Origin of the sequence: Gimesia aquarii (genome assembly GCF_007748195.1) — a bacterium.
In the GTDB taxonomy this organism is placed as follows: domain Bacteria; phylum Planctomycetota; class Planctomycetia; order Planctomycetales; family Planctomycetaceae; genus Gimesia; species Gimesia aquarii.
Window position 1 is genome coordinate 4,423,792 of the sequence record NZ_CP037920.1, and the last position, 15,801, is coordinate 4,439,592.

The 15,801-nt window shown below is 46.9% G+C and carries 13 protein-coding genes and 2 pseudogenes; 10 read left to right on the top strand and 5 right to left on the bottom strand.

Annotated features, from left to right (window positions below; genetic code table 11):
• The first annotated feature begins 312 nt into the window (after positions 1-312).
• The 4 genes and pseudogenes from V144x_RS28755 to V144x_RS29035 form a co-directional block, all read left to right on the top strand.
• Positions 313-495, top strand: coding sequence for a hypothetical protein (locus tag V144x_RS28755; protein WP_232102554.1), 183 nt, complete (start codon positions 313-315; stop codon positions 493-495).
• Positions 441-590: pseudogene (locus V144x_RS29030) on the top strand (cadherin repeat domain-containing protein); the annotation flags it as partial. The gene V144x_RS28755 and the pseudogene V144x_RS29030, both read left to right, overlap by 55 nt.
• 22 nt (positions 591-612) lie before the next feature.
• Positions 613-1,098, top strand: coding sequence for a hypothetical protein (locus tag V144x_RS28760; protein WP_232102555.1), 486 nt, complete (start codon positions 613-615; stop codon positions 1,096-1,098).
• Between the two features lie 65 nt (positions 1,099-1,163).
• A pseudogene (locus V144x_RS29035) lies at positions 1,164-1,625 on the top strand (cadherin repeat domain-containing protein); the annotation flags it as partial.
• Positions 1,626-1,672: 47 nt separating this feature from the next.
• On the opposite strand, the gene V144x_RS28765 reads toward V144x_RS29035, so the two are convergent.
• The gene (locus tag V144x_RS28765; protein WP_232102556.1) at positions 1,673-2,245 is read right to left on the bottom strand and encodes a hypothetical protein; all 573 of its coding nucleotides are present in this window, start codon (positions 2,243-2,245) and stop codon (positions 1,673-1,675) included.
• Positions 2,246-2,289: 44 nt separating this feature from the next.
• Between V144x_RS28765 and V144x_RS28770 the strand changes: the two genes are divergently transcribed.
• The 4 genes from V144x_RS28770 to V144x_RS28430 all read left to right on the top strand — a co-directional run bounded on the left by V144x_RS28770 (position 2,290) and on the right by V144x_RS28430 (position 8,054).
• Positions 2,290-2,475, top strand: a complete 186-nt coding sequence (locus V144x_RS28770) for a hypothetical protein (RefSeq protein ID WP_232102557.1) — start codon at positions 2,290-2,292, stop codon at positions 2,473-2,475.
• A gap of 38 nt (positions 2,476-2,513) precedes the next feature.
• Positions 2,514-5,771, top strand: coding sequence for a hypothetical protein (locus tag V144x_RS28775; protein ID WP_232102558.1), 3,258 nt, complete (start codon positions 2,514-2,516; stop codon positions 5,769-5,771).
• 59 nt (positions 5,772-5,830) lie between these two features.
• Positions 5,831-6,589: a DUF1559 family PulG-like putative transporter gene (locus tag V144x_RS17070; protein ID WP_144986395.1), complete on the top strand. Its 759-nt coding sequence runs from the start codon at positions 5,831-5,833 to the stop codon at positions 6,587-6,589.
• 97 nt (positions 6,590-6,686) lie between these two features.
• Entirely contained in the window at positions 6,687-8,054 is a 1,368-nt protein-coding gene (locus V144x_RS28430; RefSeq protein ID WP_197998480.1) for a sulfotransferase, read from the top strand.
• Between the two features lie 235 nt (positions 8,055-8,289).
• Here V144x_RS28430 and V144x_RS17080 read toward each other — a convergent pair whose 3' ends face one another.
• Positions 8,290-9,018: an AraC family transcriptional regulator gene (locus tag V144x_RS17080; RefSeq protein ID WP_144986397.1), complete on the bottom strand. Its 729-nt coding sequence runs from the start codon at positions 9,016-9,018 to the stop codon at positions 8,290-8,292.
• Positions 9,019-9,457: 439 nt separating this feature from the next.
• On the opposite strand from V144x_RS17080, the gene V144x_RS17085 reads away from it, so the two are divergent.
• A complete protein-coding gene (locus V144x_RS17085; RefSeq protein ID WP_144986399.1) occupies positions 9,458-11,506 on the top strand; it encodes a S9 family peptidase in 2,049 nt (682 codons plus the stop codon).
• Between the two features lie 10 nt (positions 11,507-11,516).
• On the opposite strand, the gene V144x_RS17090 is transcribed toward V144x_RS17085, so the two are convergent.
• From V144x_RS17090 to V144x_RS17100, 3 genes are all read right to left on the bottom strand, one after another.
• Entirely contained in the window at positions 11,517-11,912 is a 396-nt protein-coding gene (locus V144x_RS17090) for a VOC family protein (protein WP_144986401.1), read from the bottom strand.
• 247 nt (positions 11,913-12,159) lie between these two features.
• Positions 12,160-12,909: a DUF6597 domain-containing transcriptional factor gene (locus V144x_RS17095; RefSeq protein ID WP_144986403.1), complete on the bottom strand. Its 750-nt coding sequence runs from the start codon at positions 12,907-12,909 to the stop codon at positions 12,160-12,162.
• 516 nt (positions 12,910-13,425) lie between these two features.
• A complete protein-coding gene (locus V144x_RS17100; protein ID WP_144986405.1) occupies positions 13,426-14,346 on the bottom strand; it encodes a sugar phosphate isomerase/epimerase family protein in 921 nt (306 codons plus the stop codon).
• Positions 14,347-14,726: 380 nt separating this feature from the next.
• Here V144x_RS17100 and V144x_RS17105 point away from each other — a divergent pair, with 380 nt between their 5' ends.
• Positions 14,727-15,341: a hypothetical protein gene (locus tag V144x_RS17105; protein WP_144986407.1), complete on the top strand. Its 615-nt coding sequence runs from the start codon at positions 14,727-14,729 to the stop codon at positions 15,339-15,341.
• Positions 15,342-15,801 lie beyond the last annotated feature (460 nt).

A 15,801-nucleotide genomic window follows, 5' to 3' on the forward strand; every position in this document is an offset into this window, starting at 1 on the left:
TTCTACTCAAGGACGAGCCACTTCAATTTTAGTTGCATTATCACCTTTCTGTCACTTTGACAAACAATGAATTGAAAGATTCAGTAGAAAGGCTGAATTCCTGAAGGTGCGTCTCTTCAATTAAAAAGAGGCACTTCTAAGGAGTAAGGTACGCGCAAAGCTTTTCTACTTTTAGCCTGAATAGCAGCACTGAAGGACTACGTGCCATGGTACTAAAAGACTGGTTATATTCGTTACGTCACTCATTTAGATATGGTTCCCCCGTTCGTTCTCGTCGCTCAAGCCGACGCAGAAAGAAGCACACATTTCAATATGTCGCTTCAATTGAAAAGCTCGAACAACGTCAGCTACTCAGTGGTACCAACGATGCCCCCCAATTCGATGATGCTGGAACAGGCTATGCCTGGAATGCGGATGAAAATACCGCGATTGGAACGGTTGTGGGAACAGTCGCTGCCGTTGATCCGGACGGGGATACCTTTACGTTCGCGCTGACATCCAGCACCGATAAGTTTTCGATAAACGATACAACAGGGGCCATCACGCTGATTGCCGCCCTGGATTATGAAACCAGTCAGTCTGAATCATTTGGAGTTCAGGCAACAGACTCTCATGGGAATAGCGCCTCCACAACAGGTGTTGTTTCTGTTGGAGATATATCTGAATCGTCGGGCAGTGGCTCTGCATCAGGCTCAAGCAGTGGTTCCGCATCAGGTAGTTCTTCCACATCTGGGAGTAGCTCAGCGTCAGGTAGTGGCTCTTCCTCATCAAGTAGTTCGAATTCAGCCAGCGGTTCCAGTTCCACGAGTGGATCCAGCTCCACCAGTGGTTCAACATCAGGCAGCACGTCTAGCTCAGGTGGTAGCTCTAGTTCGACAAGTGGTTCCTCGTCCGGAAGTAGCTCAACGAGTGGCTCCGCCTCTACCTCTGGCAGCAACTCTTCGTCAGGCGGCTCATCCTCTTCGGGAAGCAGTTCTGCATCGGGTAGTTCTACAATGTCAGGCAGTAATTCTTCATCAGGAGGCGGCAGTTCTTCTTCTGGAAGTGGTTCATCAGGTAGTGGAAGCTCCTCGTCCAGTGGTTCTGGCTATGTTGTAGAAGAAACGCCCCAGTTCAGCACGAACTATCAGGGGGAAGGCTACTATTACTGGAAAGTTTCTGAAAATGCCGCGATTGGCACTGTAGTTGGAACTGTGAAAGCCGTTGATCTTCAAGATCAGGCAATTACGTTCTCTCTGACATCAGGCAGTGAAACGTTCTCGATTGATTCCGTCACAGGTGAAGTGACATTAATTGCTCCTCTGGATTATGCCACAGCGATGTACCTCACCTTCACTGTGCAAGCCACTGACACAGATGGAAATACAGCCAACGCACAGGTAGACGTGGTTCTGGAACAGACTCAGCAAGCACCGCAATTTGGACAAACGACAAATTACATCACCGTTGCGGAAGACACTGCTGTGGGCTCAGTCATTGGAACCCTCCAGGCAACAGACGCCCAGGGCGATGCGATTACCTATGAAGTTACGTATGGTGGAGAAACCTTTGCCATTGATGCGATAACGGGAGCGATCACATTGCTGGCAGCGCTCGACTATGAAACTAGCGGTTTTGATCTCTTTTCCGTTCAAGCCACAGACACAAACGGAAACAGCTCCACGATCTGGACTCAGGTAACTATTGATGATGTCGAGAATGAGCCGAACAATAACAGCTCAGGTTCAGGAAGCGGTTCGTCCTCTGCTTCCAGTAGTGGATCATCGTCATCAAGTAATTCGACATCCAGTAGCACTTCTGGTTCTGCATCCACATCTGGAAGCAGCTCAAGCTCAGGCAGCTCTTCCAGTTCAACCAGTGGTTCCACATCGGGTAGTACGTCCGGTTCGTCCTCTGCTTCTGGTAGTGGATCATCGTCATCTAGTAGTTCAACATCCAGTAGCACTTCTGGTTCTGCATCCACATCTGGAAGCAGCTCAAGCTCAGGCAGCTCTTCCAGTTCAACCAGTGGTTCCACATCGGGTAGTACGTCCGGTTCGTCCTCTGCTTCCGGTAGTGGATCATCGTCATCTAGTAGTTCAACATCCAGTAGCACTTCTGGTTCTGCATCCACGTCTGGAAGTAGCTCAAGCTCAGGCAGTTCTTCCAGTTCAACCAGTGGTTCCACATCGGGTAGTACGTCCGGTTCGTCCTCTACTTCCGGTAGTGGATCATCGTCATCTAGTAGTTCAACATCCAGTAGCACCTCTGGTTCTGCATCTACATCTGGCAGTGCCTCAAGTTCAACGAGTGGATCAATATCAGGAAGTTCGTCTGGCTCTGGCGGTGGTTCAGCTTCATCAAGCGGATCTTCGTCAGGGGGGAGTGGTTCTTCAGGCGGTGATACTTCCAGCTCAGGAAGTGGATCTGGCTCCTCCAGCGGATCAAATTCGACGAGTGGTTCGGCGTCGGGAGAAGATCCTTATGCTGATTTAGTAGATGCTTATAATGCAGGAGTAGCAGCCGCAACGGATATGCTAGAACAAGAGGAAACAGCAGCATGGGATGATTATCATAATTCAACTAATGGTAGCATTAACGATTACAAAAATGTTACTGACAATTTACAAAGCACATATGATTCCGCTATAGCATCAGCAGAGTCAGCATACTCAACAAGTATAGATTCAATAGCTACCAACCTGGACGGTTTTATCGATACAGCACTACAGGGGGCAATTTCAGATCTTGAAGATGCTTCTAATACGCTTGATGCTGCATTAGATCAGATTGCAATAGATCATCCAACAATTGCTGCTGAAAAAAACATAGGTAGTGGTTCTACCTCATCGAGTGGATCAACATCGGGGTCATCATCAGGTAGCGGATCAGGATCATCTAGCACAACCACTTCTGGCAGTGCATCAAGTTCTACCAGCAATTCTACGTCAGGCAGTACTTCTAGTTCCGCTTCATCCTCAGGGAGCAGTTCATCCCCGACGAGTGGATCCACTTCCTCTTCGGGGAGTACTTCGGGTTCAAGCAATGGCTCAGCTTCATCAAGTGGGGCCTCATCGGGAAGCAGTAGCACATCCTACTCAGGGAGTGGGTCGGGATCTTCAAGTGGGTCGAATTCTGGCAATAATACCAACCCACTTCCACCTGATTATTTAAGTGAGGCGATCACAGTAAATCAAGATGGATCATATGTATTAGCATCAACTGGTGATACATATAAAGATGGAGCGGCGGCGGCTTGGATCGATTATATTAACGGGAATCATCCTGCACTGAGCAACCAGGCATCTACCATCGATTCAATAAATTCTGATTATGAAAATGAATCCAGTAATAATAATGATTCCTATGTTAATTCAATTTTGAATGCGAATACTACTTATTCGGATGCTGTTAATTCAGCAAATGCATCATATTCTCAAGGGATAATTTCAGTATTTGGCACTTACTTTAGTGACTTAGGGACAGCAGTTAACAATTACAATTCTGCATCAAGTCAAGCTCATGACACGTGGGTGACAACTACTATTGCTGCAGCCAAAGCATACATCAGTACCGTTGGTTCTGCTTGGGGAACTTATCAAACGACAGTCGTTCAAGCAGCTATTGATGCCAAAAGCCAGATGGAGCAGGCAATTTTCGCTTACCAAGACTGGTATCAGAATGAGCCATATCCTCACGGATATAGTGGGACAGATGCCGATGGAGATGGAATTTATGAGATCCCCGGTGGACCAGATTTGGTACCAGGAAAACAACATGATCTAGCTGTCACGATTGCAACTATTGATCTAGATTTACAGACTAAATATGCGAATGCATCTTATACTTACGCAATCGCAAAATGGGATGCCTGGTTAACTTATCTGACAGATACCACTCATGCTAACAAAGAGTACAACATAGGAATTACTAATGCAGAAAAAGACTATAAGCTTGCAGCAGACAGAGCAGCAACGGATTTTAAAAAATCATTAGTCACTTTGGAAGAGTCACGAGATAAGGCGATAACCAACGCCAACACTGCATACATCATTGATTTAGCTACTGCAACCAAGAATTTATTGGCTGCTCAGTCGTTGACAAATGGGACACGTTCTATCGATACAAACAATGCAGCATCAGCTCGACTTCAGGCCGAAATTAGTTTACGCCAGTCTTTCTTAAACGCAGAGAGTTCTGCCTGGTATCAATCTCAGCTTAATAACTCAAGTTTATCAACTGCTGACGCATCAGATAGAGAAGCATGGGAAAATGAAATTACAAACGCAACACTTGGCATGTCTAGTTCCGTATTGGGGATTTCAACTTCGGTAAACAATTCCATGATTAGTGCTGTGACCAATGCTGCATCATCAGTTGCTGGCATCATTCTAACTTATACCCAAAGTACAACAAATGCGGATCGCAATCTTGAGAACGGAACTACTACCGCCGCCGCCAGCCTGATAAACGGTTTGCTTGGTGCAGATAATTCCTATGCTAGTAAAGTCATCTCAGCCAGTGCTGCCTGGGCTAACACATTAGAAGGATTAAAAGCCAACTTCATAATTGGACAAGCAAATATTGTCACTATCAATGAAAAACAAAAAGAAGCTCTGGCACGTGATGAAAAAATAAAAACGGCCCAAGAATATCTCGATCAAGTCACCAACGAAACAAGTTCGCCTGATTATTATCTGGATGGTAATAATTATCAGGATGCATTTAACTTTGTTCCTGAAGCATATTATTATGATGCTGGATTGTATTTAGATTTCGGTGCCCCTTTAGGGTCTCGTGTTGAAGATGCTCAAACTCTAATTTCTCAATTAGAAGGAGGGGCATCGGGAAGTGGCTCGACATCCAGCAGTGGCTCAACTCCCGGTAGTTCTTCTAGCTCGGGTAGCGGCTCTGCTTCTGGAGAAGGTTCTACGTCATCCAGTGGGAGTTCATCTACTAGCTCGTCCTCCCCAGAAGAAGGTGATTCAACTAATTATACTCCTGATGAACAACAATTGTTAGATACTGAAGGCTTATCAGATCGACAGAGAGAGGGAATCAGGAGACTAATAGACGTAATCCGTTCTACGGCTTCCCAGCAGACTCCAGATGACCCCGAATGGGTAGGTTACGAAGTAAACCCAGGTAACGGAGAACATGAAAGTATCTCTGGAACCTGTGGACGTTTCAAAACTTTGTTCGACCAGGAAATAGAAAAATATAAACTGTCAGAGAAAGAAAGATTAGAAGGACTCGAACAAAGCTTGAAACAAAAGGAACAGGAAATACTGAGGGAGCGACGACGTGGTAATACCAGTAATGATCTCCAAGGCGTTAGAGACGAACTAGCTAGGGTTCAGACTTCACTCAACTTAGTGAATGGGAGACCCTTTCATTATTACAGTATTGCCTTACTAGAAATCGACTGGTCAGTGCCTAAGAATGCTCCCGTGGATGCAACGGGGCATGTAGCGATTGTGATTAGAACCGCTGCATTGGGAATTATTGGTTATGTGGATGGTGGAGCTGAAATTGGATCCAGACAAGGCAACATTGGAGGGGAGGGCAATATATTCTTTCCTGAGGATATAGACCCCAATGTACTTTTACCATTGGGAGACGAGAAAGCTCTTTACGATGCTAATAAGTTTTGGCAAGATAAATTCAAAGAGGAGAGACAAAAAAGAATGCAAGATGCTTTAGATGCTGGATGGCAACCCGCAGGGCCTGGAGCCATGCCACCAGGAGTCGAGCCATTCACTGACCTCTGGGACTGGATCTTTGGATATTGAACATTTGAGTGCTCCGCTGATAAAGACTTCGATCTTAACAGGAATTGAAAGTTGCTATAATGAAAATATACTCAAAAGGGATAGCAGTATTCTTAATACTGTTATTGATAGTTTTGGGGGCATACTACCAATTTACAAAAAGACCGGATTACCCGACTAAATGGCGTAGTGAAGGAACGCAGCTTGGTAAACTATCCCAGATCAGTATGGCATTGGACCTCTATAGCCAGAAATATGGAACATTACCTCCTGCTTATACCGTTGATAAGGAGGGGAATAGACTGCACAGCTGGAGAACACTTCTTTTGCCATATTACGGTGAACCATACAAATCTCTCTATGAAAAAATTGACCTCTCAAAGCCATGGAACAGTCCGGAAAATTCAAAAATCAGCACTGATATTTATTATGTGGGGAAAGATCGCTGGAATCCGAAAGGAGCATCTCATCTGGCAATAGTGGGACCAGAATCTGCATGGAATAATTTGAAGTTTAAGAATACAGAAAATGGTGGAGAAAAAAATAATTCTTTTCTATTGATCGTTGAAATTGAGAATAGTGAGATACATTGGTCGGAACCTCAAGATCTTGAGCTCGATCAGATTGAAGAGAGTAAAACGAGGAAACCTTTAATTAAAGGAGTAGGAATCAAATTTAAAAATGGCAGACTGATAATAGAAGAAACGTATCACTTTCTTGATTTGAAAGAATTAAAAAAACAGGCCACCTTTAAAAAAACAATTTTGAAACCTTCTCAAAAAAATAGACTCGACCGAGAAAAAAACGTTCCAGAGCAGCAAAATATTGAAGTCTTATAAATCGTGTGTCAATATGGTCACTGACACACCGCTGGTAAGCCTGGCTGCAAACGTATTTCTAAGTTATTAATCGAGTTCAATTGAAAATAATACACCAATGACGCAAACATCCAAGATCATCCTCGGTATGGGAACAGGCCGGTGCGGAACACTTTCTCTGGCAGAAATTCTAAACGGCCAGCCAAACACGCATGTCACGCATGAAGAGGCTCCTTTGTTACCGTGGGACCATGAACCGAATAGTGGAATCATCGCCAAGAGATTTGCCCGTATGCGACGGAAACGGAATGCGGAGTTTGTAGGGGATATTGCTTCGTTTTACCTGCCGTATGTAGATGAGATTATAGAAACAGAACCAGATGTTCGGATTATCTGTCTGAAACGAGATAAGGATTCTGTTGTTAAAAGTTTCTGTCGCTGGCTTGATCAGGTGCATCCACTTCCCACCAATCATTGGGCGAAAGAACTGCCACCGGGCTGGCATTATGAGCCGAACTGGTCACGCATTTTTCCCAAGTATAACATCCAAAGTCGGGAAGCAGGCATCGCCCGTTACTGGGATGAGTACAACGAGCGAGCAGAAACACTCGCTAAAGAATTTCCTGATCAACTGAGAATTGTGGATGTGGAACAACTGAACGATGAAGCAGGGATTCGCGAATTGCTGACCTTCGTGGGAATCCCAAAAGACCAGCAGGTTAATCATGCGGGATTACATACACACAAATCAAGCAAGACTCTCACTCAAAAAGCAGCCCCCCGTGCCTCGGCTCATCCGATGGACCCCAAAAAGTGTGTTGTATTGGTTCCTTATTCTGGCAGTATCGTTCCACAGTGTGAACAGTCCCTCAAAGAATTGGAACGTCGAGGATATGTAGTACGTCGTATCAGAGGTTACGCAGCCATTGATCAGGGGCGCAATCAACTGGCAACCAATGCGTTAAAAGATGGCTTTGAAGAGACGATGTGGATTGATTCTGACATCGGCTTCTTTCCCGATGCCATTGAAAAACTGAGAAAGCACAATCTGCCGATTTCCTGTGGTATCTATCCCAAAAAAGGCAAGCGGGAATTGGCCTGTCATGTATTGCCAGGCACACCGAAGATGGTGTTCGGTAATGGTGGGGGGCTGATTGAGATCTTATATGCGGGAACCGGCTTTCTGCATATCCGCCGGGAGGTTTACCGAAAGATTCAGGAAGAATTGAAACTTCCCATGTGTAACGAACGCTTCGGCGAGACAATGATTCCTTTTTTTCATCCGATGCTCTATCAGCGTGACGATGGCTATGACTATCTGGCGGAAGATTATTCCTTCTGCCAGCGCGCCCGCGCCTGTGGCTATCAGATCATGGCAGACACCACCGTCCGACTCTGGCACGTTGGTACCTACGCCTACGGCTGGGAAGACGCTGGCAAAGAACCAGAGCGCTTCGGCTCTTTTACACTGAATTTTAATCAGTAGGTCAGTAGTACTCTTAGATCTGTTAATCAGTTCTTTGACGCCGTGTGGTTTGAAATCGATCATCTTAAACTGGGAAATAGTGTTTATGATGGCATGTTAAAAAGCAACACCTACCGAATCTCTTTTCGCATTGGGAGACAGCGGTATAAAAGATACACACGATGTCGTCACTGCCTGTGGGATTTTGGGTCATCAGGCAGAACCTTACCCATATCTTTATCCGATTTGCCTACTGCTATTCCTGATTCCTGAACGCGGAAGGAGTCACACTGGTCGCGTTTCTGAAGGCTCGAGTAAATGCGCTGTGATCGTAGAAGCCGCAAGCGACTGCGATCTCAGCAACGGTTTTGTTTGTGTCACGCAGCATTCGCGAAGCGGCGGCAATTCGAATTCTGGTGATGAGTTGAGTCGGGGTCAGTCCAAAAATTCGCTTTGTAAATCGTGTGAGTTGCTGTGGAGTCAGGTCTGACTTCTCAGCCAGTGTAGAGGGTGTGACTCCATTGGATAGCGATCTTTCAAAATCATCCAATACCCGCGCAAAACCTTCCGGAATTTCTTCAGTTTGCACGGGTACGCGGACATCACGTGAAAACCCTATGATGCCGACAATTTGGCCCTCGCCATTCGGAATCGGTAACTTGGTTGTCACGCACCAAACCGGTTCGTGCCGACTGTTCCACTGCATTTCGAGATGCTCAAGCAACGGTTGACCGGTCCGCAGCACTTCCTCATCCTGTTCAGAAGGAACATTTCCGAAGTTGCCCTGACAGAGATCACGGGGCCTCTTTCCAATGGCGTCAGCCTTGCTATTTAGCCCATGACGATTCACCAACGATTCGTTTACCGTTACATAGCGACCGGCGGCATCTTTTACAAAGAAGGCGACATCGGGGGCAGAATCAAAAAGAGCTGATAGAATGGTCACATCGATGGAGGCAAGATTGTTTCCAGGTGTGTGCGTCATTGGTTTGGTTGCTTCTGTGCGCCGTTTCGTTCTAATGTGACTGTTTGGTCCTAGACTGAAAAGTTTTCCTCTGGTACGCTGAGAACACGTAAACCAAATTATGAGAAAAAACAACCATCCCGAAAGTCATCCAATCATACGCTGAGGATGCTGCATGATGTAAACGGAATCAGGTACTATGAAAATAATTCGCATCGTTGCAGATCGCGTTGAATTCCCACTAAAGAAGGATCTTACAAGTGGTCTGGAGGAAAGTCTATCTCAGTTTTGACAGCACAATCATTGGCGTCGAAACCGACACACGACTGGCCGTGCAACATCACGCTGCAAATCAATACAGCAACTTGAAGTAATGACAACTTAGATTTGACTTGCAAGCATCCAGAAACCACCAAACACTAAACAACAATCCCTACCCCAGCAATCACTGAAAATCAACATGAATTATTTCTTTACTTTTACCATTCTTTCCGTGGCAGTTGTAATCCAGGTTGTCGCTGGAATCGCCGAAGGTCAGACTCAAACTCCAAGGTGGCAGGAGGGAGCCAGTGAGCGACTCCGCGCCATTTATGATCGCGGCGAATTTCGCGCTCCGAAAGTCGAGGCCGAGTGGCTTCCCGATAGTTCCGGATACAAGCTGCGCGAAACAGATCCGGACACGAAAAAACGCGTTGTGGCTCTCTATGATGTTCGCTCCGGAGCACGCAGCATTGTCGACAATGCAAAGCCGGAAAAGTTACGATCCCCGGACGGCCGACGCATCCTGGAAACACACAATCGAAAAATCTTCGTGAGTGACGTCGATCGCAATCAACGAACACTGCTAACAGAGGACGTCGGCGATCGCGACATTTCTTTTCGCGATCTTCGCTGGAGTCCGAGTGGCAAATACGTTTCGTTTGTTGAGATTGACCGAACTGAAGTCAGGCAACGATCTGTTCTGGTGCCCGGTGATCCGACATATCCACGTGTCGCTCAAAATCGATTTGCTAGAGTGGGCGGCAAACTGAATTCACTTCGCGTTGGAATCGCTGACTCAGCCGGCGAAAAAGTCCGTTGGCTGCCAATCGAAGTTCCCGAGGAGGGTTTCTATCTAGGCCAAGTCGATTGGATTGGCAATTCCGACGAATTGTTGATTGAAAAGATGAGTCGTTTCCGTGATAAACGTGAATTCTGGATCGCTTCAGTCGATGGAGAACTCACTCGGATCTACGGCGAAGTCAACGATGCCTGGGCCATCGGCAGCCATAGGATTAATTCCGGGGCGAGATGGATTCGTGATGGCGAAGCGTTCATTTTTATCAGCGAGAAGGACGGCTGGCGACACGCGTGGCTGTGTTCGCGTGATGGAAAGCAGGAAACAAAACTCACACACGGTGAATTTGATCTGATCAATCGGGCTCACGTCGATGAGGCTGGCGGTTGGTATTACTTCTACGCCTCACCCGACAATGCGACACAGAAGTATCTCTACCGAGTCCCACTGGACGGTACTGGAAATTTGGAACGAATTTCACCAAAGGATCAGCCGGGCACGCACGACTATGAAATTTCGCCTGATGCGAAATGGGCCATTCATACCTATTCCCGTTTGAATACGCCGCCCAGTGTCGAGGTGGTCGAATTACCCGAACACAAGGTCATTCGCGTCATCAATGAGAATAGCCAACTGCGGACAAAGATGAAGCAAATGGTGCCACGACCGTCCGAATTTGTTCAGATCGATATCGGCGACGGTGTGGTCATGGACGCAGTGATCACGAAGCCAAGTGATTTTGACGAATCGAAAAAGTACCCCCTCTTCGTCTACGTTTATGGCGAACCTTATTTGCAGACGGTTCTCGATAAGTGGGGTGCTGCGCAGATTGATTTTCACCGCGTCGTCGCGGACACCGGATACATTGTAGTCTCTATCGACAACCGCGGCACGGCAGCACCAAAAGGTGCCGCGTGGCGACGTTCTGTATTTGGTAGTCTGGGCCCGCTGTCCACTGAAGATCAGGCTGCCGCTCTGAAGAAGCTTGCGGAAATGGAACCGTACATCGATTTGAATCGAGTCGGTATCTGGGGTTGGAGCGGGGGCGGCTCCAACACGTTAAACGCCATGTTTCGCAAGCCGGATGTCTACCACGTGGGCATCGCAGTCGTACCCAAGCCACAACCGTGGCTCTACAACGCCTGGTTCCAGGAAATCTATATGCGGACTCGCGAAGTTAACCCGGAAGGCTACAAGCGATCCGCACCTATCAACTTCGCCGAAGGCCTGAAGGGCAAGCTGTTGATCGTCACCGGATCAGGCGAAACGAACACTCACATTCAAATCATCGAAGGGCTCGTTGATCGGCTAATCGAACTTGGCAAGCCATTCGACTATATGGTGTATCCCAACCGCGACCACGGTCTTCGTGAAGGACCAGGGTCTGTCGTGCATGTGCGAATGCTGATCCTCCGACATCTGATCGAAAATTTACCGCGTGGCCCGCGATAAAGATTATGAACTACTTGGTTACTTCGGAGCAGATTTCGACCAAAAAGCCATTGATATCACGGACATAAGATACCGTTTGTCCCCACGGCTTTTCTGCCGGTGGGGCCACAGGCGTGGCTCCGTTCTTGACCGCTTTTTCGTAGGCAGTTGCTACGTCATCTGTGACAAAACCGATTTCAACGGCCTGCGCCGGTCCTTCCGATTGAGGCTCAATAAAGTTGATCCCCGCAGACTTTGCCTGGGAATAAGACACAAATCCCAGCACTGTAGTGCCAGTGTTCAACTCACAGTATCCTTTGTCCCCCTCGACACTTAAGAACTTTCTTTCAAGTCCAAATGCCGTCTCGAAAAATTCCAGTGTTTTCTCGACATCCCTAACGTAGAACAGCATATATCCGAGTTTCATTGTACTCCTTCTTTCAGTTTCTTGGGTTGTGTTGTTCGATGTAGCATGGCTTTCGTAGTCGCGGCATCCGGCAGTTACGCACAGGAAAGCTGCTCCGATTACCGCTGTCAGGCATATGTTGCATCCACAGAATTTCATCCGATTCCCTTATTTTGCAACCGGATTATCTCTGTAGATTCAGCATTCGCTCATTATCGCATCACCCAGCAAACGGGTATTGGAAAAATGGAACATGTCAGAAAAGAATTCAGCGAGCAGCTAATTCAGTTGGTGTTAAGCCGGTTAAACTGCGGCATTCGGTGACCATATGGGCCTGGTCATAGTAGCCAACGTTCAACGCAGCAAATGACCAATTTGCTTGCTTAGCAGTTTCGACATGAGCAAGCAATTGCTGCAAACGAACGATGCGTCCAAAGCATTTCGCTCCCACTCCCACATGCTGTCGAAATAGTCGATTAAGATGCTGTCGACTCGTGCCGACCTCGTTGGCAATCGCTCCGATACGTTTATGCCCTTGCTCAATCATCGAAACAGCAATTTGAACTCGTTTATCTACAGGTAAAGTTTCTGCTAAACGGTCGAGCAAGGCGGATTCAAGTTGATGAATCCTACCCGAGAGCGTAGTCTCATTGCGGAGCCGGTCGGCCAGCCTGGTCATCCGCCACTCTCGGGGGAGTTCGCATTGCAAATCGGTGACCTCATCTGCAGCAAAATTGAGAAATGGAACAGCTCCTCCAGGTCGAAATCGTACTGCGACTAAACAAACAGAGTCTGTAATCTGGAACAGCAGTGGCCTGGTCATCGTCCCAACGACTTTTCCTTCACAACTGCTACTCGGCGATAAGTCGAAGATAAAGTCGATACAACCATCGGGCAGAATGCGACGCGTAACAGGTGCGATATGAGCGGGAGCTAGTGAACTCCAAAAGCAATCGACGTAAGGACGTAAAGCTTTTGCGGGCAATTGTTCTTTATATCTTTCTTGTATGTAGTCCATAACGAATTGATTATAACAAAAAACGTGTCACATCAAACGACCTGAATGTTTTTTCGGTCGCAAGCATTGTGCAGCGGTCAAAGACTACGAAAAACGAAACCTAAGAAACTGCACAGGATTCATCGCCCGAAGGCAGTCTGCCACCTCCGGCTGTCGAATGTTCGCAGAAGATACGGAAGGCAGCTGCGTAGCTATTCGTGTACTCCAACCCCTTTTAGTGCATTATGTTCGTCATGTGTTGCTGCTGTAGAGGCATTAAGATCCCAATGTAGTCTGGCACAGATGTACTAATTCAGGCCTTGTTTAGACCAATCGTAGCAGCGCGAATCGAAACCAGTACCAATTAAAGAATAATGAGCCAGACACTCGAAGTCTTCCGACAGCTCAGGAGCATACATGACGATCAGTCAACACAATGTCGCCAAGTTTGAGCTTCCGTCTCGTGCCGGGTTAAAGCCCGAAGCAAAAAGTGGACGATTTGCGGCACAGAACGGAAGGTACTGCCCATCGTTTGCGTCAGGATTGTGTCTTGAGGCCAAAGACGCGATCCATGTTGGCGGAGATTTCTTTCAGACGCTCAAGATCGCCGCCGGCTACTTCCGCTGCCGCCCAGCCGGAGTATTTGATCTCTGCAAGCGCCTTTCGAACATCGGCCCAGTCCAGATCGCCTGCGCCGATCTTTGTAAACTTGCTCATTTCGCGAGAGAAGCCTTTCAGGTCAAGCTTGACGATCCGTTTATTGAGCTGGCGAATCCAGTCACCCATGCTGCCATACTTCCAGTGATTCCCAATGTCGAACTGCATGCCAACCCAGGGAGAATCGAATTCGTCAATGTACTTCACAAACTTGTCCGCAGTCTGAGTGTGGTCACCGTCGTGGTCATAGCAGAACTGGTTCCAGACATTTTCGACCAGGATATGAATGCCGAGTTCTGCTGCCAGCGGCACTGCCTTTGAGATATTCTCGACTGATCGCTTCCAGATTTCTTCTTCGGGACCATCGCTTCCTCGGCCCACGACAAGCAGAACTGAGTTCCCACCGACGGCATGAGTCTGGCGAAGGGCTTCCTGCAAACTGGCCAGTGCTTTTGCACGCACTGCAGGATCTGGATCTGTGTGGCGAACATTCCAGTGCCCGGCATTGACCGACCCGTCTACTGGAAGTCCCGTCGCTTTGATGGCGGCTCGCACTTCTGCGACGTCGATTCCCGGACAATTTAATTCGATCCCGTCGAACCCGGCTTCCTTTGCAATCGCAAATTTTTCTTCGAGTGTTTTACCAGATCGAACCATCCCAATCTTGAGAGTCTTATACAGGCGACCATTGAGATAGCCATCTTTATGCTCCGCCCCTCGTACAAGCGATGGGCCGGAAACAGCAGCTGTTGCCGCTATCAGTACAAACTGGCGACGAGAAAGTAAATTTGATGTAATCATGATGTACTCCTTGATGAGTTCTCGTGTTTCGTTCATTTTTAGTTTGATGGCGAGATTATTGGAATGCCCGCGCCCATTCCTCATGATATTGTAACAGGCTGAACAAGAACATGACACTGAGAATGGATAATGGTACGAAAAGAGTCGACGAACTCGATTCGGGATTCAGTATCGCGAAGCATGACGATTCAGGTCCAGTCATCTCCAAATCCATTTCAAAAGCACGGATGTCTTACAGGCATCTGTACTTTTTTGTATTTATGATGTCTAAATGAGTTATAATCATCGTCAAAAGCGATTTGCCCAGCATCTGAGATAATAGCGAAATGGTTTCAACAGTACATTGACATGAGATCTTGTAGAAAGAAGAAGTACAAACCATGCAGAGCAGCATTCGAAAAGAAATTGAGCGTCTGACGACCAATTCAGCTACCCGCAGAGCCGATCTTCTACAATCCGCGCATCGTAAGTTACATATGAAGAAGATCTTGTCAATTATCTCAGGCATCCTGGCCCTTGGTTCCGCCGGTGCCATTACCACAGCACTCGTAGCGACATTAGGGGATCGAGGTCTTGAAATTGTGGCCGCGATCATTGCCGCACTGTCAGGCACGATTACCCTCGTCATATCCGCTTACTTTAGTGAGGAAGACGTCGCCAGCATGTTTACCGGTTCGTCAAAGTACTTAGCGCTCCGCGAGAATGTTTACCGTCTTGTGATTCACCCCACAATTACTGAAGAAGAACGATTTACCATTTTAACCGAACTACAAAAAGAGTACGCGGAGCTTGACGAGTCATACTCTCGTTTCTTTTCAAATTATGGCAGTTTCACCGGCAGTGAAGCGATCAGCTTCGGTACGGAGGATTATCAATACTCATCCATGAGACCTATGCCGCAACTGAATATCATTGATCCGAAATTACTTGAAGCAGAACAACGAGAACTTGAACGGGTACGGAACGAACTTGATCAGATGAAGGACGCCACCTGAGAGAAAATGTGCTAAGTAAAAAAACTGATCGTGAGTACTTGCAGCATGATTTCATCACTCCAAAGGCAATTCCCATCGCTGCTGCATTAATCCCTTTCAGCCACTCAGATTACTCCCAATGCTGATGGAGACTTTACTGTACTCCCTTAAGAGAACCCTGTTCATTACACCCATTTGCATAGACCGCTGGTTCTCTTCCTCATTTGTTTCAGCTTCTGTATTCTCATTAGCCTAAACCCCAACAAAACATAGTGTTTACCTCCAAAATGAAGTAGGGGGGTTTTACCTCGTCTCTGCTACCAATTTCTTCGATTCGATCAGGATTGATCTCTATTTTCACCTCTGAACAAAGCACGTAAACAATTGTCGTTATTGACTATATACCAAAACTCATTTATATTAATATAGTTAATTAATAAACAGCGCTATATTTCACCAAAGTTATATTTAATTACGTATG